The sequence below is a fragment of the Clostridium sp. FS41 genome, from assembly GCF_000954015.1.
GTDB lineage: Bacteria > Bacillota > Clostridia > Lachnospirales > Lachnospiraceae > Enterocloster > Enterocloster citroniae.
Genome location: NZ_JYHN01000058.1, coordinates 1 through 24,617, shown reverse-complemented (window position 1 = coordinate 24,617; position 24,617 = coordinate 1). Strand labels below are relative to the sequence as shown.

General features: G+C 49.7%; 18 protein-coding genes and 3 tRNA genes. 6 read left to right on the top strand and 15 right to left on the bottom strand.

What is annotated here, in order from left to right; translation table 11 throughout:
- The first annotated feature begins 39 nt into the window (after positions 1-39).
- Complete coding sequence (locus CLFS41_RS11840; protein ID WP_007865750.1) at positions 40-1,848, top strand: sigma-54-dependent transcriptional regulator; 1,809 nt, start codon at positions 40-42, stop codon at positions 1,846-1,848.
- 4 nt (positions 1,849-1,852) lie between these two features.
- Here the strand turns inward: CLFS41_RS11840 and CLFS41_RS11835 are convergent, their stop codons facing one another.
- The 3 genes from CLFS41_RS11835 to CLFS41_RS11825 are packed head-to-tail and all read right to left on the bottom strand — an operon-like array spanning position 1,853 to position 6,560.
- Positions 1,853-3,136 carry a M20 family metallopeptidase gene (locus tag CLFS41_RS11835; protein WP_082082568.1) on the bottom strand — a complete coding sequence of 428 codons (1,284 nt, stop codon included), beginning with the start codon at positions 3,134-3,136 and terminating at the stop codon, positions 1,853-1,855.
- 42 nt (positions 3,137-3,178) lie between these two features.
- Complete coding sequence (locus CLFS41_RS11830; RefSeq protein WP_007865741.1) at positions 3,179-4,222, bottom strand: ribonucleotide-diphosphate reductase subunit beta; 1,044 nt, start codon at positions 4,220-4,222, stop codon at positions 3,179-3,181.
- A 55-nt stretch (positions 4,223-4,277) separates the two neighbouring features.
- A complete protein-coding gene (locus CLFS41_RS11825) occupies positions 4,278-6,560 on the bottom strand; it encodes a ribonucleoside-diphosphate reductase subunit alpha (protein ID WP_242856829.1) in 2,283 nt (760 codons plus the stop codon).
- Between the two features lie 331 nt (positions 6,561-6,891).
- On the opposite strand from CLFS41_RS11825, the gene CLFS41_RS11820 reads away from it, so the two are divergent.
- Positions 6,892-7,755 (top strand): YitT family protein, encoded by an 864-nt coding sequence (locus CLFS41_RS11820; RefSeq protein ID WP_007865739.1) that lies wholly within the window; start codon positions 6,892-6,894, stop codon positions 7,753-7,755.
- Between the two features lie 111 nt (positions 7,756-7,866).
- Here the strand turns inward: CLFS41_RS11820 and CLFS41_RS11815 are convergent, their stop codons facing one another.
- The 3 genes from CLFS41_RS11815 to CLFS41_RS11805 are packed head-to-tail and all read right to left on the bottom strand — an operon-like array spanning position 7,867 to position 11,721.
- Complete coding sequence (locus tag CLFS41_RS11815; protein ID WP_045092393.1) at positions 7,867-9,048, bottom strand: aldo/keto reductase; 1,182 nt, start codon at positions 9,046-9,048, stop codon at positions 7,867-7,869.
- 52 nt (positions 9,049-9,100) lie between these two features.
- A complete protein-coding gene (locus CLFS41_RS11810) occupies positions 9,101-10,234 on the bottom strand; it encodes a hypothetical protein (RefSeq protein ID WP_007865737.1) in 1,134 nt (377 codons plus the stop codon).
- A 14-nt stretch (positions 10,235-10,248) separates the two neighbouring features.
- Complete coding sequence (locus tag CLFS41_RS11805; RefSeq protein WP_045092392.1) at positions 10,249-11,721, bottom strand: MBOAT family O-acyltransferase; 1,473 nt, start codon at positions 11,719-11,721, stop codon at positions 10,249-10,251.
- 244 nt (positions 11,722-11,965) lie between these two features.
- On the opposite strand from CLFS41_RS11805, the gene rpoN reads away from it, so the two are divergent.
- The 4 genes from rpoN to CLFS41_RS11785 all read left to right on the top strand — a co-directional run bounded on the left by rpoN (position 11,966) and on the right by CLFS41_RS11785 (position 13,767).
- Complete coding sequence (gene rpoN, locus CLFS41_RS11800; protein ID WP_007865726.1) at positions 11,966-13,351, top strand: RNA polymerase factor sigma-54; 1,386 nt, start codon at positions 11,966-11,968, stop codon at positions 13,349-13,351.
- A gap of 152 nt (positions 13,352-13,503) precedes the next feature.
- Positions 13,504-13,576: transfer RNA gene (locus tag CLFS41_RS11795), tRNA-Phe, on the top strand.
- 24 nt (positions 13,577-13,600) lie between these two features.
- Positions 13,601-13,671 (top strand) — tRNA-Gly (locus CLFS41_RS11790).
- Between the two features lie 24 nt (positions 13,672-13,695).
- A tRNA-Gly gene (locus CLFS41_RS11785) sits at positions 13,696-13,767 on the top strand.
- Between the two features lie 354 nt (positions 13,768-14,121).
- On the opposite strand, the gene glgX is transcribed toward CLFS41_RS11785, so the two are convergent.
- The 9 genes from glgX to CLFS41_RS11740 form a co-directional block, all read right to left on the bottom strand.
- Positions 14,122-16,305: a glycogen debranching protein GlgX gene (gene glgX, locus CLFS41_RS11780; RefSeq protein ID WP_152649038.1), complete on the bottom strand. Its 2,184-nt coding sequence runs from the start codon at positions 16,303-16,305 to the stop codon at positions 14,122-14,124.
- A gap of 214 nt (positions 16,306-16,519) precedes the next feature.
- Complete coding sequence (locus tag CLFS41_RS11775) at positions 16,520-17,242, bottom strand: N-acetylmuramoyl-L-alanine amidase (protein WP_007865688.1); 723 nt, start codon at positions 17,240-17,242, stop codon at positions 16,520-16,522.
- Positions 17,243-17,307: 65 nt separating this feature from the next.
- The gene (locus tag CLFS41_RS11770; protein ID WP_045092391.1) at positions 17,308-18,768 is read right to left on the bottom strand and encodes a metallophosphoesterase; all 1,461 of its coding nucleotides are present in this window, start codon (positions 18,766-18,768) and stop codon (positions 17,308-17,310) included.
- A gap of 21 nt (positions 18,769-18,789) precedes the next feature.
- Entirely contained in the window at positions 18,790-20,472 is a 1,683-nt protein-coding gene (locus CLFS41_RS11765; RefSeq protein ID WP_007865683.1) for a glycosyl hydrolase family 18 protein, read from the bottom strand.
- Between the two features lie 229 nt (positions 20,473-20,701).
- Positions 20,702-20,968: a hypothetical protein gene (locus tag CLFS41_RS11760; protein WP_007865682.1), complete on the bottom strand. Its 267-nt coding sequence runs from the start codon at positions 20,966-20,968 to the stop codon at positions 20,702-20,704.
- A 102-nt stretch (positions 20,969-21,070) separates the two neighbouring features.
- Positions 21,071-21,697 carry a hypothetical protein gene (locus CLFS41_RS11755; RefSeq protein WP_227161430.1) on the bottom strand — a complete coding sequence of 209 codons (627 nt, stop codon included), beginning with the start codon at positions 21,695-21,697 and terminating at the stop codon, positions 21,071-21,073.
- Complete coding sequence (locus CLFS41_RS11750; protein WP_278280063.1) at positions 21,598-22,767, bottom strand: serine/threonine protein kinase; 1,170 nt, start codon at positions 22,765-22,767, stop codon at positions 21,598-21,600. The genes CLFS41_RS11755 and CLFS41_RS11750 overlap by 100 nt, the downstream gene beginning before the upstream one ends.
- 419 nt (positions 22,768-23,186) lie before the next feature.
- Complete coding sequence (locus CLFS41_RS11745) at positions 23,187-23,366, bottom strand: hypothetical protein (protein WP_045092390.1); 180 nt, start codon at positions 23,364-23,366, stop codon at positions 23,187-23,189.
- A gap of 401 nt (positions 23,367-23,767) precedes the next feature.
- The coding region (locus CLFS41_RS11740) for a BRO family protein (protein ID WP_242856825.1) at positions 23,768-24,617 on the bottom strand (850 nt) is incomplete at its 5' end.

Here is a 24,617-nt window from a genome sequence, read left to right as displayed (position 1 = left end):
TTACAATTGTTTCAAACAGAAACAGTGGAGGTGTTGCATATGGATTCGCCCAAGATCAAAGTCCTTGGAATCGCCCCTTATGAGGCCATGAAAACTATAATGGAAAAACTGGCCAGAAAGAGGCCGCAGATGGATCTGGATGTCTATGTGGGAGATTTAAAGAAAGGGGTTGATATTGCACAGAAGTATACTCAGGCAAACTATGATGTGATCATATCCCGCGGAGGCACAGCGGAGATGATCGGAAAGGTTACCCACATACCCGTCATCGAAATCAGCCTGTCCGTATATGATATCCTGAGAGCCATGAAGCTGGCGGAAAACTATTCTGACAAATATGCAGTTGTGGGATTTCCCGGCATTACAGGCAGCGCGCATCTGCTCTGCGACCTGCTCCAGTATAAACTGGACATTGTTACCATCCACAGCGAAAGCGAGGTGGAGGCCACCCTGCGGGATTTAAAGAAAAACGGCTGCCGCATGATCCTGTGTGACATGATCGCCAACACCACTGCCAAAAAGCTGGGCCTCAACTCCATCCTGATCACCTCAGGAAGCGAGAGCATTGAGAATGCCTTTGACCAGGCATATAAGCTGTGTATCAGCTATGCCAATATTAAGGAAGAGAACTCCCTTTTAGGCGAGATCATCCGGGGGGAAAATTCCGATACATTTGTATTTGACGAAAAGCAAAACCTTTATTTCACCACCTGGGACAATGATGGCTCTGAAATCACCGACATTCTTCGCAGGGAGATACCGGAAACCCTGAACGGGGATAACTACAAGGCTTTCCGCAACATAGACGGCAACCTTTTCTCCATAAACAGCCGTGTAATTGAAAAACCCCTGCACCGGTATGTTGTATTTTACGTCTCATCCACCAAGGTGCCTATGGCCACCAGCAAATATGGCATACTGTTTTCAAATAAAAGAGAGGCTGAGCAGCATTTCTACAACAGTTTTTACAGCATCACCGGCTCCATGCAGGGCCTGAGAAGCACGGTGGAGCAGATCAGCCAGAGCAGTTTTCCTGTTATGATATCCGGTGAGGAGGGTACAGGCAAGGAGCAGATTGCCCGGGCCATCTACGCCCAGAGCGCACTGCAGCACAATCCACTGATCGCCATTAATTGCAGCCTTGTGAATGATAAAAGCTGGGGCTTTTTAACCAATCACTACAATTCACCTCTAAATGACGACAGCAATACGATTTACTTTAGAAATATTGAAGAACTTCCCACGGAACGGCGTAAACAGCTTTTGTCCATCATACTGGACATGAATCTGGACAAGCGGAACCGGCTCATATTCTCCTGTGTCAGCGCCAGCCAGACAGCCCTGCCGTCTGCTGCCAGGGAATTTGTCAATCTCCTCTCCTGCATGACCATCCATCTGCCGCCTCTGCGGGAACGGGCCGAGGAGCTTCCCACCATCTCCAGTTTGTACCTTGGCAACCTGAACGTGGAGCTGGCCCGGCAGATCATTGGGTTTGAGTCTGAGGCAATGGCATTGCTTGAGGCATATGACTGGCCTTATAATTATACTCAGTTTAAGCGGGTGGTCAACGAACTGGCGGTCATTACCTCCACGCCCTATATAAGCGCCCGGGATGTCAGGAACTTATTAGAAAAAGAAAAGGCCTCCTCTTCTGCCGGCAGCAGCCAGCCAGCAAAGACCCGTCATACAGGTCTGGATGTGGACCGCACTCTGGACGAGATTACCTGTGATATAATCAGTCAGGTGCTGTCCAGGCACAACGGCAACCAAAGCGCGGCCGCCAAACAGCTGGGGATCAGCAGGACCACCCTGTGGAGATACATGAACCGAAATCAGGAACGGTCATGATCTGCTAAAACACCGCGTTTTCAGCCAGATGCCACAGCACCTCCCGGCACCTGCACACATCCTCATACGGCACGAACTCATTGGGCTTGTGGGCCAGTTCCAGGCTTCCAGGCCCATAGGACATGCAGTTATGGCTGCCCAGGGTGCCGGCGATCACTGCCGTGTCCGTATAACCATTAAAAGAACCAATCACCGTATCTTTGCCTGTGACTTGATCGCATGTTTTTTTCAGCAATTCCAGGAGCAGAGATCCATTATCCTTTTCCACGTAGGGCCGGTCCCCTGTTATGATATAATGCCCCTTTACTCCGGGAACCTCCTTTTGCGCCAGGTCTATGGCCTGTTTTATAATCGCTTCTGCCGCCCGGGTATCCGTGGGCGGCACCAGCCTCATATCGATCCACACCTTACAGGAATCCGGCACCACATAGGGACGGTATCCTCCGGTTATCTGGCCAAAGGTCACGGTAGAGTTTCCAAGGTCTGCATGGGACGGACAGCCCGCTATGGACTTGCGTATAAAGCTCACCGCCTCGGCCATGGCCGCGATGGCATCCGCTCCCTTCCATGGATTGCTGGCATGGGCCGTGATCCCGTCCATGGTAAGTTCAAACCAGGTCCGGCCCTTGTGGGCCACCTGGATCTGCCCATCCGTTGGCTCCGTGTCCAGGATCCAGTCATCCCTGTGTACCCAGCCTTCCCTGATAGCGGTCTCCACCCCGCGCATAAAATCCTCCTCATCCACAGTCCCTATAAAGGCAAAGGAACGCTTTGGAAGCTGTCCGGTCTCTCCTCCAAGTCTGACTGCCTGTGAAAATGCAGTCAGGGCGCAGGCCAGGCCGGATTTCATATCGCAGGCTCCCCTGCCGTAAAGACGTCTTTCCTTCACCACCGCTCCCAGGGCCGGTGTATCCGCATTCCACCCATCTCCCAGCATCACCGTATCCATATGGCATATGTAGATCAGACCCGGGCCCGGTTCCCTGCCCGGTATGCGGGCCATTATATTAAACCGTCCGGGAAGCACCTCAGATTCCTCCAGCCTGATCTGGTCCGCCAGGTCCCCGGCATACTCCCCGATCCTCTGCTCAAGCCACCGGAAAATCCATTTTTCAATGGCGCCTTCATAGGCTCCGGGATCGGAACTGTCTATCTCCACCAGCTGCCTGGTAAGCTCCCAGGCTTCCCGGTTTAACTTCTGCCTGCCTGTTTCCTGTTCTTTCCCTTTCTGTTCTTTCCCTTTCTGTTCTTTCCCTTCCCGTTCTTCTTCCAACTCTTCTGCTTCCATCTGTCATTTCCTCCATCCATCCTATATTACAGCACATGCTTCCTATAGATCATCAATGATCGCCGCGCTCTTTGCATAGGCCGTGCTCTTTGCCTCAAAAAAATCCGTCTTCACCATGTTGGCATTGGAATACTGATTGACCCATGCCATGGACTCCGGCTCCTTTTCAGATCCGGGGTACAGGGGCTCAAATCCAAGACTGGTCCAGCGCAGGTTGCCAAGGTAGCGGATATAGGAAGTGACCATATCCTTTGTCAGCCCCGGCACCTCATCACCGATCACATAACATCCCCACTGGATCTCCTGTCTCACCCCTTCCCGCAGCATTTCCTCCATCATGCTCACATTCTCCCGGGTAAAAAGACCGGGTTCTTCCTTTTTCAGTTCTGTGATCATGTTGCGGAACAGCCACAGATGGGTGTTCTCGTCCCTGTTGATATAGCGGATCTCCTGGACGCTTCCCGGCATTTTCCCGTTGCGCCCCAGATTATAAAAGAACATGAACCCGCTGTAAAAGTATATGCCCTCCAAAATGTAATTAGCCATCATGACCCGAAGAAGCGTCACATCATCCTTCTTTTCCTGGAATTCGTTGTACAGGTCTCCGATAAATGTATTCCTTTGCAGCAGATGGCTGTCCTCCTTCCACTGGTAAAGGATGCGGTCCCTCTCCACAGGACTGCAGATGCTGTCCAGCATATAACTGTAGCTCTGGCTGTGGACCGCTTCCTGGAATCCCTGTATGGTCAGGCACAGATTCACCTCATTGGCCGTTATGTACTGGCCGATGCAGGGAAGGTTGGCTGTCTGAATGGAGTCCAGGAACACCAGGAAACTGAGTATTTTGTCAAATGCATCCCGTTCCGGCCCGGAGAGCATCTGATAGTCCTTTACATCCGTGCTCAGATTGATCTCCTCCGGTATCCAGAAATTATTCATAGCCTGTCTGTACCAGCTGCTGGCCCAGGTATATTTCATATTATTAAAGTCGTTGAGATTGGTGGTATTTCCCCCGATCATCCTTCGGCTGTTCTTGTCCGTGTCTCCCTGGGGATTAAACAGGGGTTTTGTTTTTAGTACTGTCATATCTGTCCTTTCCTTCCTTGGCATGCTCTGCAAACTGCGTTTAACAGCCTTGAAATCAGCTTGAGCAGCTTTCGCACTCCTCCACCTCCAGAGACCGGCTGCGCACATAATAAAGGGTCTTCACCCCCTGCTCCCATGCCAGAATATAGAGGTTTAAAAGCTGACGCATGGTGTATTCATTGGTAATATACAGGTTCACGCTCTGCGCCTGGTCAATATGGCGCTGGCGTGCGCCGGCCGCCCTCACCGTATAGGTCTGGTCAATGGTATAAGCACTCTTATACAGCCAGAACGTGCCCATGGTCAGTTCCGGAGCAACCCTTGGCATGATGGAGTTCTTCTTTTCCTCCAGATAAAAGCGCTTCATCACCGGGTCCAGACCTGCGGTGGTGCCTGAGAGTATGCTGGTGCTGCTGGTGGGCGCCACTGCCATTAGGTAGGCGTTGCGCATTCCCTGTTCGGCCACGGTGCGGGCCAGTTCCCGCCACCTGCCGCTTACATATCCCCGTTTTTCAAAATATTCCCCTGTCTGCCACTCACTTCCCTGAAAATATGCATAGCTTCCCTTCTCCGCACCAATAGCGCTGCTTGCTTTGACGGCGGCGTAATTGATCCGTTCAAACACCTGGTCCGCAAATACGATATGCTCCTCGCTCTCCCACCTGATACCATGCTTTGCCAGCATGTGATGGTAGCCGCTGACTCCCAGACCAATACTTCTGTACCGCCTGTTTGTCACCTTGGCATAGGGAAGGGGATAAAAATTCAGGTCTATAACATTGTCCAGCGCCCTGACCGCGCAGGATACGATCTCCTCCACCTCCCGGCCCCTTGTGACATCAATGTTCCCCAGACAAAGACTGGCCAGATTACAAACCACAAATTCTCCGGCCCTGGTAGTGTTCACGATCACCGTATCCCCGTCCTGGTCCACGATTTCCGTGGATACTGTTTCAATGGCCTCCATATTCTGGGCAATCTCAGTGCAAAGATTGGAGCAATAGATCATTCCCTTATGGCTGTTGGGGTTTGCGCCGTTTACCAGGTCCCTGTTAAAAGCAAAGGGAGTCCCTGTCTCCACCGCAGACTTGAGGATCATCCTTACCACATCTTTTAAAAGCACGGTCCGCTTGGAAATGCGCCGGTCCTTCACGCAATCCCAGTACCGTTCTTCCCACTCCGCGCCATAGGAATCCTCCAGGCAATACCCTTTTGCCGCCTCGATCTCATGGGGACACATCAGATACCAGTCCTGGTCCAGGCTCTCTTTTGCCATTTTCCAGAACAGATCCGGATAGCAGACTCCCGGGAAAATGTCGTGGGCCTTCATCCTGTCGTCTCCGTTATTGGTGCGGAGCTGAAGAAACTCCGGCAGATCCTTATGCCACACATCCAGGTACACGGCCGCGGCGCCCTGGCGCATCCCCAGCTGGTCAACGGCCACAGCCGTATCATTGACAAGCTTGATCCAGCGGATCACTCCCCCTGCCGCGCCCTTAAATCCGCGTATGCTGCTTCCCGTTGCCCTGACCTTTCCAAAATACAGGCCCATGCCGCCACCGAACTTGCTCACCTGGGCAAAGTTGTCCACACTTCTGTAAATACCTTCCAAACTGTCGGGCACTGTGTCTATAAAGCAGCTGGACAGCTGGTGATATGGTTTTCTTGCATTGGAAAGGGTTGGCGTGGCCATGGTGACCTGCATCAGGCTCAGCATATCGTAAAACCGGCGCACCCATTCCATGCGCTCGTTCCTGTCCTCCTTCATGGCCAGATGGAGCGCAATGCCCAGATACATTTCCTGGGGTGTCTCCAGGGCGTGACGGCTGTGGTCCTGGATCACATAGCGTTTTAAAAGCAGGTCCAGGCCCGCGTATGTGAACAGGTGATTCCTGTCCTCACACAAATACCCTTCCGCCTGCTCAATCTCCTGCTTTCCATAATGCTCCAGGATGTAATCCCCGTAAAGCCCCTGTTCTGTGAGATATTGCAGCTTTTCATACAGGCAGGTGATCCCCAGGTCATCCAGGCGGTCCTGCAGCTCCATGGAAAACTGGCAGTATTTAAGCCTGGCCGCCACAAATTCCCATCTGGGATTCTCCTTGGAGGTAAGCTCGGCCGCGGACCGGATCAGGGCATCCATCCGCTCCGGGAACGTCATATCCGTTTTTTCAAATGCGCGGTACCGCTCAAACAGATGCTCCAAAGCATACCGGTCCTCTTCCCCCTCTTTTGGGAAATCCCTCTGTATTTCCCTCAGGCATCTCTCCAGACCGGCGCCTTTGTCTCCCCATCCTTCCAATTTCCCCAATCCTGTCTCTATATCCCTATCATTCATGATGTTATTTTTATCTCCTTCCATACATGCAGCGCAGTACTGACCTTACGGTCACGAAACCCATTATAAACCATATATCTTGTGGTTACAAGCCGTATTTTTACATAAATACCCAAAATACTGTGTTTTGTCTTTATTTACCATTTTTTATTTCCCTCAATTTTCAACGTCTTTCCACAGCCCCTGCATTGTACTTGTTTCAGCAAAAAAGGTGATTGCACTTGTAACATTTTGCGATTATTATATGGTTGAAATGTAACATTGAAATGATAATAACAATGCAGCCCCGGGCTGCAAAGGGGGTAAGCTTTCCAACCGGAAAGCAGGGATTATGAAAGAAATAAAAAATCCATTCCGGCGCACAGCCGCCGAGTATGGTGTCATAACTTTGAGTATCTGGATCATGGTGGTGGGCATTTACTTTTTTAAGTTTCCCAATCATTTTGCCTTTGGAGGAGTGACCGGTTTTTCCACTGTGGTCAGCGAGGTTACCAGGTGGTCTGCCGGCGATTTCACATCCATTGTGAATACGCTTTTACTGCTGCTTGGATTTATGTTTTTGGGAAAAGGATTCGGCATTAAGACCGTTTACGCAAGCATGCTTATGTCCTTTACCTTATCCCTCCTGGAACGTGTCTGCCCGCTGGCGCGGCCTCTGACTGACGAACCTCTGCTGGAGCTTATGTTTGCTATCTTCCTCCCCGCAGTGGGCACTGCCATTCTCTTTAACCTGGGGGCGTCCAGCGGAGGTACGGATATCATAGCCATGATCTTAAAAAAGCATACCAGCCTGAACATAGGCACGGTCCTGATGCTGGTGGATGTGGCAGCAGTGGCATCCTCATTCTTTGTGTTCGGACCGGAGACAGGACTGTTCTCTACCATTGGACTCGCTGCCAAGTCCCTTGTCATTGATGATGTGATCCAGAACCTGAACCTGTGCAAATGCTTTAACATTATCTGTGACAACCCGGAGCCGATCTGTGACTATATCATCAACACCCTTCACAGAAGCGCCACGGTCTACCACGCCCAGGGAGCATTTTCCCACAACGAAAAGACAGTTATCATGACCACCATGAAGAGAAGCCAGGCCCTGAAGCTGCGAAATTATATACGCGGCATTGAACCAACCGCCTTTATGCTGATCTCCAATTCCAGCGAAATTATCGGGAAAGGATTCCTGGCTAATTAAAAGGCCGGCAACAATAGAATCACTGATCCGCTTACAGCGGATTGACAAAACGGAGCCTGTTGCTGCAGCGGCTCCGTTTCTTATTATGTTCTATTTTCGATTGTTTCCGCATCACCTGATCTTAAGACAGGGATCTACTTCCTTTGGCGCTTCCTCCTTCACCCGGTCCATCCCAAGCTCCCCGGCCAGCGTTTCCAGATCTTTCCTTATATGGATCCCCTGGGGACAGACCGACTCGCACTTTCCGCACTTAATGCACGCTTCAGCGCCTGCGCCTGCTTCCTGCTTTTCTCTGAATGCTTTTCTTGCCTTTTCTTCAATGTCATACATGCTTCCTTCATTCCAAATGGCAAAATTTCCGGGAATATCCACCCCCGCAGGGCAGGGCATGCAGTAACGGCAAGCCGTACAGCTGTTCTTGATCCGGCTTCGGATCGCCTGGGCAGCCTGGCTCACCACCTGTTCTTCCTCTTCATCCAAAGGCACAAAGGGACTGAATGACCTTAAATTGTCCTCCACCTGTTCCGGGGATGACATGCCGCTCAGGATGACTTTAACATTGGGACGGCTCCCCACCCAGCGCAGGGCCCATGATGCGCAGGTGGCATCCGGGTCTGCGGCCCGGAACACGTCCTCCGCCTCTTTCGGAAGATTCGCAAGGGTGCCTCCCTTAACCGGCTCCATAACGATCATGGGGACCCCCATCTTCTCCGCCAGCGCATAGCCCCTGTCCCCGGCCTGGACATCCCTGTCCATATAATTGTACTGGATCTGACAGAAATCCCACTGTTTGTAGGTAATGATTTCCCGGAACATTTCATAATCATCATGGAATGAAAATCCCAGATGGCGGATCTTCCCTTCCCTCTTTAACTGCTCTGCCCACGGAATGATATCGGAGCGGACCAGCTTGTCCCACCGCTCCCTGTTCAGGGCATGGAGAAGGTAATAATCCACATATTTCACCTGGAGACGGTTCAGCTGTTCCTCGAATAACTCCTGGGCGTCCTGGGCTGAATCTGCTTTCCACACAGGTAGCTTGGTGGCCAAAAAGAATTGATCCCTGGGATATCCTGACAGCACGCGGCCCACAAACGGCTCACTGGCTCCGTCATGGTAGGGATATGCGGTATCGATGTAATTCACTCCTGCTTTTATGGCAGTGTCCAGCATCTTCGCGGCCTGCGCCTCATCGATCCTCCCATCCTCTGTCTTCGGAAAACGCATACATCCGAATCCCAGAAATGATACCCTGTCCTCTCCGTTATCAAATCTCATTGTCCTGTATCTCATCGTTAAAATCCTCCTTTTTTTAACACAATGCACATTCTTTGCTCTGATCCCACTATATACCGGCCAGCTGGTCCAGCAGCCCAAACATATAATCCGTATACCGTTCCGCGGCCTCTATCACCACCACATCCGGTTTCCGGTCCATCACTGCCGCCCCGCAATCCTCGGTGCGGTAATCCAGCAAGGTCACATCCGGGTAATTCTTTGCAAAATATTCTGCCATATGGACGCCGAAGGAATCACGGCAGATCAATATTTTCCTGGTGTCATCCTGAACATCTGATGAATAGTGGGTCACGGTGCCCCTTTCATTTTCATAATCCATGGAAATGGTTATATCGTCCCGGTATCCTCCCACCTTCAGAAACGGATCGTCATCATAATAGTTCTGCAGGTTCAGCATAACGGCCAGATCCCCGCTAAAGGATCCCCTGTTCTCAATGGGGTACTCCATATAGGACTCAGGGCCGAATTTCTCATTGTCAATATCTCTGATCACCATCTGGGATGCCAGAAATGCCCCCATATCATTCCAATGAGTATCATACTTGCGGTATATCTGACACCAGTCATCCTTTGCCCTCTTAAACTCCTCCAGAGGATAGTACACGTCCGCATCCGTATGATCCCGCAGATATTCAAACAGCCTGTCCGCCTTGGACTCCTCATTTACAACCTTTATGCCGGAAGGCATATACTCACTATACACCTGCTCTTTGTTTGGCACAATATACAATATAAGTTTTATGTCCCTGGAGGCAAGATGATGGTCCGCCTGTTCCAAAAGCCGGGCAAAACACTCCAGCTTCTCTTCCGGATACCGGTTTGTTCCCTGATAATCAGCCAGGCTGTCCTCATTCTCGTTCTTAAGCTTATAGAACATCCAATCGTCCTGTCCCATCAGTACGGCATCTGAGGATACCTCCCCGAATACGCGGATATCCGCCAGCTTTACAAATGCCACCAGCGGATTCTTAAAAGCCAGGTGGTCATTAAAATAGGCGTCATACAACCCCGGATACGTCTTTATTCCACGGACCCTAAGAACAGGCTTTTCCTGGTAGACCCTGTTTTCATAATTCTCCGTGTCAACATAGTCCTTCAGGGGAATGAACAAAAGCCGGGGCAGCACCATCATCCCCATGAACATGGCTGCAAATATGTATGCTTTTGTACGTTTATTCATCCGGCGCCCCCTTCCTAGAATCTGAAGTATATAAACGGATTATATGTACTTCCCACAGCCACGGCCATACTATAGGCAAACAGCAGGATAAGCCCCATGCTTTCCGTCAGGGAAACGCTGTCTTCATCCAGCATATGCCGGGCCAGTCCGGGCAGCATTTTCTGCACCGGGCCGCAGATCAGAAAACCGACCATCATACATACCGTTGTCTTATGGGTGACAAACATGGACAGGTCATATATCCCGGGCTTTAAGAAAAACATCTGACGCAAAAGGGTCATGCCCCTGGTCAGAGAATCCGCACGGAACATGGTCCATCCAACCACAGTGACAAAGAACATATAAATATAGCTTATCACAGAAGAAAAGAATCCCGGAAACCGGTCCAGGAACTTTTTTAAAAACAGGCGTTCCAATATCTGCAGGCATCCATAATAGATCCCCCATGCAAGAAAGGACAGGCCGGCCCCATGCCAGAATCCCGTACAGAGAAACACTGCCATCAGGTTCACACAGGTGCGTGCCCTTCCCCTTCGGCTTCCTCCCAGGGGTATATAGAGATAGTCCTTAAACCAGGAGGACAGGGAAATGTGCCACCGGCGCCAGAACTCCCCCACATTCCTTGCAAGGTATGGATAATTGAAATTTTCCGGAATATAAAAGCCCAGCATTTTCCCTATGCCCACAGCCATATCTGAATAGCCTGAAAAATCATAATAAATCTGCAGGGTGTAGAGAACCCCTATATACCAGCCCAGACCGCCGCTGATCTGCTCCATGGGGCTCGACAACACCTTGTCCACGATACTGCCGAACTGATTGGCAAGGATCAGCTTTTTAGCCAGCCCGTAGATAAAGCGTCTGGCGCCGTAGGCAAATGTCTCCGGCGTGACATGACGCGTCTCTATGCATGCGCCAAAACCCCGATACCGCACAATGGGGCCCTGGATCATTTTCGGAAAAAAAGAAATGTAAAGCGCCAAATGGGACAGTTTTTTCTCCGGCTCAATGTCGCCCCTGTATACATCAACGATATAGGATATCATTTGGAATGTGTAAAAAGATATGCCGATGGGCAGCAGCAGGTTCCTGGGCGCCATGAGTTCACGGCCTGCCAGCCTTCCCAAAAGCCCTGTAAAAAAGTCAAAATATTTGAAATATCCCAAGAACCCCAGGTTAACTGCAAGGAGCAGGGCAAAAAAGAACGGGCGGATGTTCTGGAATACATGGCGCTGGGATACATGGCTCTGGGATAAGCAGCCCAGGGACTGAGCGGGACTGCCAACGCATCCCAGGATATGGGCGCCGTAAAAATTCACCAGCAGCGACACCAGCAGCAGCCATATGTATTCCTGCTCCCCCCAGGCATAGAAAATAAAACTGGCTGCCATGAGGAACCAGTTACTGATCCTGTGGGGAAGTATCAGATTTACGATCAGGACAAACGGCAGAAACAGCCATAAAAATATCATGGAGCTAAACAGCATATGAAACGGGTCCTCCTGGATTGGTTTTGGGAGTATATTCTATCTCACTGCTCATTGCCTACCCTCAGTGGACATTATACCACGCCCACCCCCTTTCCCACAAGACCGAGACGTTAAGCAGGGAATCAAAAGCAAGAAATCAAATGGGGAATCCGTCCAAGTCCCTGATTGTACTTGCCGGCCTTCTGTGTTATAATTGTATGGGCAAAAAAACATTGGACTGATGATGAAAGAAGGAAGTACTATGGATTTAAAACTGCAGGTGAAACAGACTCAGGCACTGTCTCAGCGTATGATACAGTCGGCAGAAATTCTTCAGATGACATCCCAGGAGCTGAATACATATATTAATGATCTGGCACTGGAAAATCCCGTAATCGATATTGTGGAACCTCCTGCCGAAACCCAGCAGAGGGAGTCCATCGAGGAACAGCAGTGGCTTAACTCCTTCAATGAGGAAAACTACTATCTTTATCAGAGACAGAATAATGATGATGACTACGATTTCAAGAGCAACTGGAATATCAACACGGATGACGGTGAGACACTCCAGGATTACCTCTGGTCACAGCTGGTCACAGAGGATTTTTCCCAACAGGAGACCGAGATCATAAAGTTTATGCTGGAATCCCTGGATAACAAAGGATATCTCAGCGAAAGCACGGATGATATCGCCGCATATTTTAAGGCCGATGCCGCACTGGTAGAAAAGCTTCTGTACTCCTTACAGGAACTGGATCCCGCAGGGGTGTGCGCCAGGAACCTGGAAGAGTGTCTTACTCTTCAGCTGGAGCGAAGGGAGATGCTCACTCCCATTCTGGCCGCCATTATTGATAACTGTCTGGAAATGGTGGCAAAAAACCAGATTCCCGCCATTGCACGCAAACTGCGCCTGTCCCCTGCTGAGGCAGCCGGATACTGCCAGATCATCAAATCCCTGAATCCCAAGCCCGGGGTCTCCTTTAGCAGCAGGGAAAAACTCAGGTATATCATACCGGACGTGACCATTGTAAAGTTTAAGGAACACTTTGATATTCTTCTCAATGAATCCATGTATCCTAATATAGAAGTTAACAGTTACTACAGTCAGATGAACCGCAACCCCGATTCCCCGGAGCTGAAGGAATACCTGAGCAACAAGATCCGTCAGGCGGAATGGGTGAAACAGTGCGTGGCACAGAGAGGCAAGACCCTGATGCAGGTGTCCAAAGCCCTGCTGGAACACCAGGAAGGATTTTTCACCTACGGCCCCTCCCACCTGGCTCCCCTGAAGCTGGCAGACATTGCCCAGGAGCTGGATATCCACGAGTCCACCGTCAGCCGGGCTGTAAGCAAAAAGTACCTACAGTGTTCCTGGGGCGTGTATCCCATGAACTTTTTCTTCTCCCGCCAGGTTTCGGTCCAGGAAAATGCTTCCGGCTCCCAGTCCTCCCAGGCAGTTACTGCCGCGGATATCAAACGGGCCCTTCGGGAGATCATAGATGCCGAGGACAAAAAAAAGCCCTACAGTGACCGCCTGCTGGGGGAAAAGCTGGGCGAGCGCGGCATTACCATCTCACGCAGGACCGTTGCAAAATACCGGGAAGAGGAAGAAATTGCAGATGCCAGCGGCAGGAAGGAATACGTGTAAATTAGGACTGAAAAAAATATTAATTGAATAATCGTTCAATACTCATAAAAATAATTCAAAAATCTCTTGACAACTGAGCAAAAACTAGGTAAAATATTAGCGTTGTCGGCATGATGAAACAACGCAATTACAGCGTTTTTATGCAGACCGATGCCCAGATAGCTCAGTTGGTAGAGCAGAGGACTGAAAATCCTCGTGTCGCTGGTTCGATTCCGGCTCTGGGCACTGCTGAGAAGCATTCAGCAGATTGCAGGTGTAGTTCAATGGTAGAACACTAGCCTTCCAAGCTAGATACGTGGGTTCGATTCCCATCACCTGCTTTTTAATCAAATATCTGTTATAATGCGCGAGTGGCTCAGTGGTGGAGTATCGCCTTGCCAAGGCGAGGGTCGCGGGTTCGAATCCCGTCTCGCGCTCTTTTTATTTACAGCGGAAGCCTTTGAAGAGAGGGTCCGCTGTTTTTTATGTACAGTATAACCCCTATGAAACCGGCTTCATACCCCCGGACAGAAAAGTACTAGAACGTGTTTGTAAAATGCTGTTCGTCAGATACTATTCGCCAGATGTGCGTCACACTTTACGGGAAATTTTGGTCCCGGTGCAGCCAGCGTAGCGGGCCCCGGTTCAGTTAGCGTAGTGGTCTACGCTGACTGAACCGGGACCAAATATGCCGCAAACCGGGGCGTTCTTTGTCTTAAGGATTATCTCTGGTAAAGCCGCTTTTTTCAACCATTTACTCTTCCCCCATCAAGTTTTATGTGGAGTTTTTCTTATATTTTCCCGCAAAATACCATCACGGTCCTGGGAGGTATCACAAAAGAGCTTTCCACAGGCTTTCCTTCCCTGCTGTCATTCTCCCAGGTACTGACCTCCAGTGACCACTCCATGCTCTCCGGAAGCTCAGGAAGCACCACATCCAGCTGTTCCCAATACGCATTGCTGGCGATATAGACAGCCTCCGGCGCCTTCCCCTCAATCTGTCCCGCCATCATCACACCAATATATCTGTCATAGCTGGAAAACTCCTTAATCCATGGACTTGTACCGTGAAAACTGATATCGGGAAGCCCGCCAAACCCATCGCTTATATTGGACCGCAGAACCGGATGCTCCTTCCTGAAATGGATCATAAACTGGAAAAACCGGAATATGTCCCAGTTCTTATCCAGCAGGCTCCAATCCAGCCAGGACACCTCATCGTCATGGCAGTAAGGATTGTTGTTGCCAAACTGGGTATTTCCAAATTCATCTCCTGCCAGAAACATGGGTATCCCCCTGCTGCACATCAGGATCGCGCAGGCATTGCGTATCATCCGCCGGCGCAGGGCATTTACCGCCTCATTCTTGGTCTCCCCTTCCGTCCCGCAGTTCCAGCTGTGATTGTCATTGCTTCCATCCGTGTTGTCCCATCCGTTGCTCTCATTGTGCTTTTCATTATAGGAATATAGATCATACAGTGTAAACCCGTCATGGCAGGTAATAAAATTGACGGAAGCATTCTCCCGGACAGAGGGTTCATATATATCACCGGATCCGGCTATGCGCAGGGCCGCTGCCTGGGCCATCCCCTCGTCCCCCTTCAGATACCGCCGCATGTCATCCCTATAACGCCCGTTCCACTCCGCCCACCGGTTCCAGGAAGGAAAATTTCCCACCTGATACAGGCCGCCTGCATCCCATGCCTCAGCTATCAGCTTGACATTTCCCAGTATGGGGTCAAAGGCCAGCTGTTGGAGAAGGGGAGGCTTATCCATGGGCGAGCCGTCCTCATTGCGTCCCAGAATGGAAGCCAGGTCAAATCGGAATCCATCCACCCGGTAGGCTGTTACCCAATAGCGCAGGCAGCTGACGATCAGCTGTTGTACAATGGGATGGTTGCAGTTGAGAGTGTTGCCGCACCCGCTGAAATTATAATAAAACCCTTCCGGTGTAAGCATATAATAGATGTTATTGTCAAACCCCTTAAATGAAAAATAAGGTCCGTTCTCATTTCCCTCCGCGGTATGGTTAAACACCACGTCCAGATACACCTCGATTCCATGGGTATTAAGCAGGTGGATCAGACGCTTCAGTTCATTTCCCTCCCGGTTATACTCCTTGCTGGCAGTATAGCTGGTATTGGGTGAAAAGAAGCTGACCGTATTGTATCCCCAGTAATTGTACAATTTTTCCCCATTAATCTCCCTGTAATCCAACATTTCATCAAACTCAAATATGGGCATCAGCTCCACTGCATTGACCCCCAATTCCACCAGATAGGGGATTTTCTCCTTAAGCCCCTCAAATGTGCCCGGAAATCTTACGCCTGATGACCCATGCTTTGTATACCCCCTCACATGAAGCTCGTATATGATCAGGTCCTGCATGGGGATCAGCGGCTGGGGGTTATCACCCCAGTCAAAGTCATCCTTTACCACCCGGGCCTTGTAACGCTGGCCCAGAGTTGAAGGCTGACCCCAAAGGCTCTGTCCGGTTACTGCTTTTGCATATGGGTCCAGCAGGTATTTGGATGGGTCAAAGATCAGCCCCTTTTCCGGCTCCCAGGGTCCAGCCACCCGATAAGCGTACTCAAACTCCCCAATGTCCAGCTTGAATACGATCATGGAGTAGACATTGCCGATTCTGTAATGCTCCGGAAATGGCAGCACGGCATACGGCTCATCCTCGGTCCGCCTGAATAACAAAAGCTCCACCCCGGTGGCAGCGTGGGAATGGATGGTAAAATTCACACCCCCGGGAATTGCCGTGGCTCCGTAAATATCATAAAAGCCCGGCCGTACATCATATCCGCCCACATGGTTCATGGGAACCAGATGGATGGCTCCTTCCGCACCTACCAGTGACTCCTTTACATCCGGGCACAGGCATGTCTCTTCTTCTGTTACCTTACTTCTGGTTATCTTACTTCCACTTATCTTACTTCCGGTTATCTTACTTCCCGTATCCTGATCCATATCTCCTCCATTTTAAACCTTCCAACACATTGGTTCTTTTGCGCTCATCCTGTTTTCATTATATGTGGCTGGGCACATAATAGCAAGGCATTGCTTTTATTTACATCCCCCTGTGTACGGCCCTGCTGTGCCTATAAAAAATGTTCGTCAAATGAGAATCCGGGATTCTCATATGACGAACAGCTTCCTGTCTTATTCCGTTTTGGCGCTGGCCTTACTGCTTGGCGGTCTGGTTCCCCACCGTGTTCAGGTACTGAAGGATTCCCATGTGGATGGTCCAGGCCATCCTGTCCTGGTAATCCTCCTCTTCCAGGCGGGCCGCTTCCTTGCTGTTGCTGAGGAAACCGCACTCCACTATGACAATGGGCGCCTTTACGTGAAGAAGAAGATAATAATTATCATTGGCCTTGGCCAATCGTTTGTTGGCTTCTCCCAGCACATAATCAAACCTTTTTTGTAGAAGTTCCGCCAGATATTTTCCTTTTTCTGAGGTTTTATAGTAAAAGACCTGGCCGCCGGACACATACTCCTCATGATAACTGTTCTGATGGATGCTCACCACCAGGTCAGGATTTGCCTCATCAATCACTTCGCAGCGCCTGCGCATATCCGCCATCTTCTTATGGCTGTCGCCGGAGTTGTAAAGCCCCTGATCCGAATCCCTGGTCAGCACCACCTTTACATCGGCTGCCTCCAGATACTCCTTAAGGCGCTGTACAATCTTTAAGTTAATGTCTTTTTCCAGCTGTCCGTTGATTCCCACCTTGCCAGGATCGTTCCCTCCGTGTCCTGCATCTATGACCACCACCGGCTTCGCCTTGTCTGCATCCGCCTTATGGTTCTGCACCGACACCAGTGTCCCGGCCTGCCACGATATAAGGGCCACGATTCCAAGCAGCAGGATCCCCATCACAGTCTGCCATGCTGATTGCTTCATCAATGGGTGCTCCCTGATAACCTTTAATCCAGTATATTCACCCATCCACAAGAAAAAGACCTGTTTTATTCCACTGCCAGGCTGTTATAATCCTTCACGGCATCCTCCACAATGTATTCCAGATACTCATAAAGGATGCTGGGATAACAATATTCCTGCCACATCTTATATCCTGGTTCCTTTACAGTCCGCCCCGCCACTTCATATGCCTTGCCCGCATAGCAGGCCGCATTGATATCCGCATAGACTTTGGACATCTGCTGCTTCTCAGGTTCTGTCAGCTTGACATAGACGCTTCCCGTCTCCTCCTCCGCCGAATCCTTCATGGCATCATATGCCTGATTATAGAAGATCCGGTTCAGAGTAGGAGGACAGTATGTATTAAAATTCAGCAGATTTTCATCCGTACTCCTGTGCTTCCTGGCCCACTTCTCAATATTGACCTGGTTTGTATGGTAGGAAAATGATTCATCCTCCATGTATTCCAGCACCCCGTACTGACAGGGCGGGGTGCTCATGGAGCTGGTGACGATCTCATAGATCCCAATGTCATTATTCTGCATATAATGCTGTACGTGAAGGTGCCCGCTGAGGAACAGAGGGATATTCTCACCCTCCAGCTTTTGGATCAGTTCCTCACTGTGCTCAATAGTGCAGTCATCCACATACACCTTACTTTCCTCCAGCAGGTTATGATGTGCCACAGGAAGCAATATCACCCCGTCATCCCGGGCATCCTCCAGTTGTCGGTCTATCCACTCATAGGTTTCTGTTTTTATCATACCGCCCACCCGGTTGCGCGGCTCATACTGGCAGGTGTCCAGCATCAGCAGGCGCATGGCAGGCCCCAGGTCATAAGTGTAACTCAGTGAATTAGGATCCCGGCTGTTCGCTTCCGCGTAGCCGTATTCGTCATATATCCTTACAAAATCATTCGGTGTAGTGGGCTCTGCCGGAAAACGGTCCGAACCAGAGTACACGGCCGCACTGGGATTATTAATATCATGGTTTCCCGGAATGACCACCACGGTAATACCGGCATTCTCCACCTGTTCCAGCTTTTCCGCCAGCTCCTCATGGCTCTTCTTTTCCCCTTGGAGCGTCAGATCTCCGCTTATGATCAGCACATCGGGATTCAGCAGCTGGATTTCCTCAAACGCTGCATCTGTGATCTCCCACACATAATTGGTAAGCTTGCCGTCCCCATGCTCCACCATAGACCGGAACATATCCCCCTGATCGGTCAGGGACTGAGCCAGATAGTGGATATCAGTCATCACCACGATTCGTTTTCCGCCTTTTAACGGTTCCGCCTTTGTCTCCTTCTCAGCGCCTGGAAATGGCTCTATCTCAGAGGGCTGAGGGGAGGTGGGCTTTTGTGTCTGTTCCTCAGATGAGGGTTCCTCTGTCCGGCTCACCGAGGGCCGTGCGCTTTCCTCCACTGCCGCCTCCCTGCCGCATCCGGCTGCTGCAGCGCTTATGCCGGCTGCCATGGCAATTCCGATCATCCACTTCTTACTTCTCATATCCATCCCCCGGTTTTACGTCTATTTTACCGTGGACACAATGTCCCATATTTCCGGTGTCTCAAATCCCAGCTTCCAGCAGGCCACTCCTGCCAGGTCATATTCCCTGATCAAGTCGATCTTAAGCTTCATGGATTCATTCTCCTCCATCCATATCAGCTGTTCACCGCTGCTGTTCACCGCGCTTCCATAATATTGTCCCAGGCTGTCATCCCAGGTCAATTCCACATTGTTGTCCTTGACCCACTGCTGCGCATCCTTGATGCCATAGGCCTTGGATGTGGTCTTTCCGTCATTCACCGTCCATACCCTGGTATAAAAGGGAACAGCATTGATCACCTTTTCCTTTGGAACTTCCTTTAGCGTGTTCTCTATTCCGTCCTTTACATAGGAAATGGAGGAAACAGTTCCTGCCTCCCCGCCGGCATAGTGTTCATCATATCCCATCACAATCACATAATCCGCCACGATTCCCTGCTCACGCCTGTTGTAAAAAGCAGTGTAGGAGGATGGAACATAATTATCCACAGACAGTACCAGCCCCTTCTGGCGGCAGGACACGGACAGTTCCCTGATAAACTGCACGTAATGGGGACCGGCCTCTGCCTTCAGGCTTTCAAAGTCCAGATTAAAACCGTCAAAGCCATATGTTTCAGCTTCCTGCATGAGATTGGCGATCAGTTTCTTTCTTGTGCTGGTTGAGGACATAAGAGTCTTGGTATTAAGGTTTTTTACACTTTCCTCCGTACTCACATTCTCCACCATGGCCCATACTTTAAGCCCCATGTCATGTGCCTTCTCTACATATTCCTTACTTGCCAGGGAATTATAGGTCCCATCGCTGGATACCACATTAAACCAGGTGGGGACGATCACATTCATGTCCTTTGTGACACCCGCGTAGCTTTCCAGTGTGCTGTTAGCCTCCTGGCGTGTCACCTGATGGAATCCCAACCGGACCTTTTCATCCATGGAAATGCTGGTATATACAGGGGCTTCAAACAGGCTCTCAGGCATCACCTGCTCTCCCGCCTCCAGTTTTCTGTTCTCAATATAGCCAATATAACCGTCTCCGGTCCTCACTCTGGACCATTTTTCCATGGGCTCCAGAACATCCACGGACTCTCCCTGGGACAGTTCTGTGAGGATCGGGCTTTTAACCCCGCCCTTTTCCCGGACCCGCCCTGTCTTCTTTATGACAGCAGTGTCATAGGGCTCCCATATGGTATCGATAAACACCCGCTTGATCTGGCTTGTGGCAAAGGACTGGGTACGGATATCCGTATAATTTACCACCAGTCCCAGGGATAAATACATCCCCTGGTCCGTCACCTTAAACAGAGGTCCCTTTTCCCCCTGTGTACTTTCATCCGCATATACAATGGACTCCGGCAGCGTATAAACCAGCAGCTTTTCTCCCTCGTCCCAGTAAAAACGCTGGTTCAGGTGCTGGTTCACCCAATCCACCGGCAGGTATACCTGACCGTCCTCGTAAATTCCCTTTTCTTCCTGCAGTTCATTATCTAAAAGCAATGCCACCTGCCCGCTTTTAATACCAAATACCTTGGCCTTATCAGACAGTTCACTGCTTGGCATGTATTTCTTAACATAAATCCATCCGGCGGCCCCGCCTGCCAGTATAAAAAGCAGCAGCAGGACCAACACTGTAATCCCGCAGCCGTGACCTTTTTTTCTTCTGCTCATCCTGTCCTCCAGTATCCTATGATTGTTTTTATTCTACCACAAAACAATAGGATTGGGACATTTAATTGCTTACAATTTATGGTCATTTACCAGGCCACGCCCCAGAGTATGCCGGGGCGTGTTTATCTCAGGAGCATCACGGGCGCACTGCCTGCTTTGGCTGCACAGGCTGGAATGGTACTTCCGGCAGCACGCCCATAAAAACTCCCTTTTATTAAGCTAATTTTTCCTACTCTTTCCTTTTCTTTTTAGGAGGGTCGCAAAGGTATACCTTGTCAAACCGGATCTCCCTAAGGCATCCCTGTTCAGCGCCCACATAGTCTCCCATATAGAATCCGCCGTCTTCCCCCATTTCAAATATGCGTTCCCAATCTGACTCCGGGCATTCTTCCCCGTCAATTATAATGCGGACCCCTTTGTTTTTATATCGTTTCAGTCCGTCCAGATAAGTCCTCTGGTGCTTCTTATGGTCAGCGTATTCAATACTTCTCGCCATAAAGTAAACCCTCCTAAAACTGCATAAGCCAGCTTCTGCCCCTCAAAGAAGTATCCGTGACATATCTCCGTTTTTGGCAAAACGCCGCCTCTGCTTTCTCATTCACAAAATTCCCCCAAACCACTCCATCACCCTGTAGTCCACTGAAAATGCATCCACTGAAAGAGGTACTCTCTTCAAAAGAATATGAAACTGCCTTTCAATTTCTCTTCTGATGTCCTCACTGCCAAACGCAGCCGTATATATCCATCCCGTTCTGCGTTCATCTTCCTCTGTCAAAAGTTCCATAAATGCCTTCAGCTTCCACTCACTCAGGGATGCTGTTATGATCTTTACCGTGCATCTGAGCCATTCCGCCCTGATGGAGGCCCTCATTTCACCAAAGTCAATGACAATGTCATCATAGGAACCGTCCATACAGCGGGCCAGTACACGCGGGTCTCCCTGCATATAATATGCAACCCCGAAAATTTTGTATCCGTAATCCGCAGAACCCGCCCTTTTTTCCAAGCTGTCCCTGAACGTGGCTTTTATCTGGAAAAAGCTTCCATGATCGTTCCACTCAATGACTGCAGTCCTGCGCTGCAGGGAGCTGGACAGATAATTAGCTGCCAGCACACTGAGGTGGGTTACCCCCGTTCCCCTTCCCGCTCCGATGATCCCGATGATCCTGCATCTGGCCTCAGGGTTCCGGCCGCCCTTAAAACGGCCCCTTTTGCAGTGTCCCATCCCTTTAACCAGCCCCTTTTGCTCCGCTCCGTTCCGGCTTCGCCGGATATGCCGTCCCATAAGGATCTGAAAAACAGCTGGGTACTCCTGTCCCGGCTGAAAGGATCCCTATATTCCGGTGATCTGTATAACAAAGACTGTTTGAGCAGACCGTTCCAATCCCGGATGTGAAACCTTCTCCCCGAATACCCCTGTCCTGCATGGCGGAATATAAAAACCGCCTTTTTGCCCTTATAAAGGTCCTGCTGGTCCATCAGTGCCGAGACAGCCCTTTGTATATAACATGCTTCCCAGGCACTGTCTGTGACCGCGGTGACAAGGACATGATCCCGGGCGGATTCCTCCAAAAGGAGCTTCCAATCTGTCCCATAGTCCCTCAGCACTACAGAAAAATCAAGGGGCTCCTCCAAACGGACCGCCGGACCGTACCATGGCTTCATAAAACAGCCGTTCACTGAATAAATCCCCCGCCTGTCCGGCCGTGCATTCACCTGCCGGGCCAATGTCCGCACTGCCTGGGACCGGTTATGCTCTTCGTACAGTACTTCATAGCCCTGTATTGTCAGAAAATGCAGCAGCCCCAATGACAGATGGGTAATACCCGCTCCGGGTCTCACGCCCGCCAGGTTTATAATAAGAGATGGACCTGCCCTGTGATCGTTGTTAACGGTCAATTCCCTGATACACAGGCGGCGCAGGACTGAATTCAGTTCCTTAGCGCTTTCATACCGCCTGTCCATATTAGGCTCCATACATTTTTCAATTATACTTTGTAACGGTTCTGTAACTATTTGGGGTGCAAATACTCCCTGCTTCAGGGTTCCGGTCAGCATAAAACGGAGGACTGCACCAATGGCATAGACATCAGTCCTTTGATCTAATATCCCGTCAGATGTATATTGTTCGGGAGCAGCGCATCCCACCGTACCGTAACGCTGCTCCTCCTGGTTTGCATCCAGGCAGCTTGCAGCATGGTCAAAATCGATTAGTTTTACCGTGCCGTTACAGATAATCAAATTATGTGGTTGTAAATCTAAATATAGTATGGGTTGTTTACACGCAGAGTGCATGTATAGACCTACGTTTTTACGTAGTTTTTAAAAGATTTGTTGCTAATAGCTGTCTAACTTAAATTTATATAATTGCTACGTTTTCCAAGTGTCGGCCATCATTTAGGCGGAACCGCTCACCCAGCTCCGCACTAACATTTTATCCTTTATTTATTCTTTGTTCATATTCTATCCATATTTGATTGATAACTTTACTTATATGAGGACAGCTATGCTCGCTGTCCACGTACTTTCCTACATTCAGGACCTGGCATTTTGTCAGGTCCCTTTTATTTGTTCATACTTTATTCATAATATTTTATTATATTGATTACGTATGTAGCATTCGTGCTTTTCATACACTTCTTTAAGGGCCAACATGACATTGCTGGCCCTCCTCTTTTCTGGAACAGGCACCACATCTCTAGCGCCTCCTTTCCTTACGCTTCGCCTTCCACCTCCTCTATCTTAAGAGCCAGCTCCAAAACAGTAGCGGCAGTTTCATCACTAATGAAATGGACATTCCTCATTGTAATCTCATTTATGAGTAATCTCATTTCGCTAAACATGTCCTCCGCTGCCCTGACAGACTGATATTGTACATAAGCTCCCTCAATCATGACTTTATGCCTCCCCACCATTTTTATATATAAACGCTTTTTTCGGGATTTTTCCCCATTCATTTTTTCTTATTTCAATTTCTATTCAGTTCACGCATATACTTGAGTAACCAAATTAACGTTTAAGCGGAATGTAATGTCGTCAGCTGTAGGGTGGGGCGCCAAGAGGCGTTTTTCGTTACCAAAGATATTTTTATGGACATTTCAAAAGGCAGACTCTGTTCATCTGGACCGACTTTCCCTGTTCATACTTTGTCCATATTTAGTCGATATAATGTTTTTGCAGATGTACATCATCTACATCCCCTCAAATATTTTATATATGGATGGGTCTGGTCCTATGGGCTAGGCCCATCTCCTCTGTTACCCCCTACATCCGGGCGCCCGCCTATCTCTTAGCTCTATAGCGCTTCAATGAACCTCTTCACGCCCTGGTACACTTCCTTATACGGTAGCCCCTCCGTCATCAGCGTGGTCAGGTGCAGCTCTACCACCGTTTCCAGAGACTTTAGATGCATCAGCATTCTTTGGTCTGCCTCATCCCGGCCACCGCTCTCTATGCCCAGCCTATTGTTAATAAGCTTCGTCAGTAGCACATAGTATCGATCCGCGTGCTGGCTTCCCTGCTTTCGGGCATACTCCACAAACAGTTTTATCTGATCTGTCTCAGCCTTTCGCACTTCCTTTGTCTCCTGTCGGATGCCCAGCCACTTCTCGTCTTTTTCGGATGCTATGTAATAGCCGTTCTCCTTGATAGAGAGAATAACATCATACACCCAATCGTTGAAATCATCGGCCACCTTCTGATTGGACCAACGGCATACCTCATATATTCCGCGCTCTTTATACATCCAAACGGAGGCTGATTTGTCCTTGTTAAAATAAGGGGTATCAAACTGTGACCCCTTTACTTCGATAGAAAATTTATCCAGCCTATCTTTATGTCTTTGATGTACCATCAGGATTGCATGCTGAGGTTGCCTATACTGTAAAGCATATCCCACCTGTGTCCTACTCATAAAAATGTTTCCGCTTTCATCTGTATAAAAATCACACTTCGTTCCCAAGAAATCTCCCTGTTTAACAAGTCTCAGTTTCATAAAAAAACATTCCTTTCTGCGCATTGTGCGCACAATAAAAGCCCTGAGAATCATCCCAAGGCTTACTCCTCTAAATATGTGGTTTACTCTCCCATACCCGGCCACCGCAGCGCCCCATCCTGATCGGGCGTCAACACCACCGGATCCATGG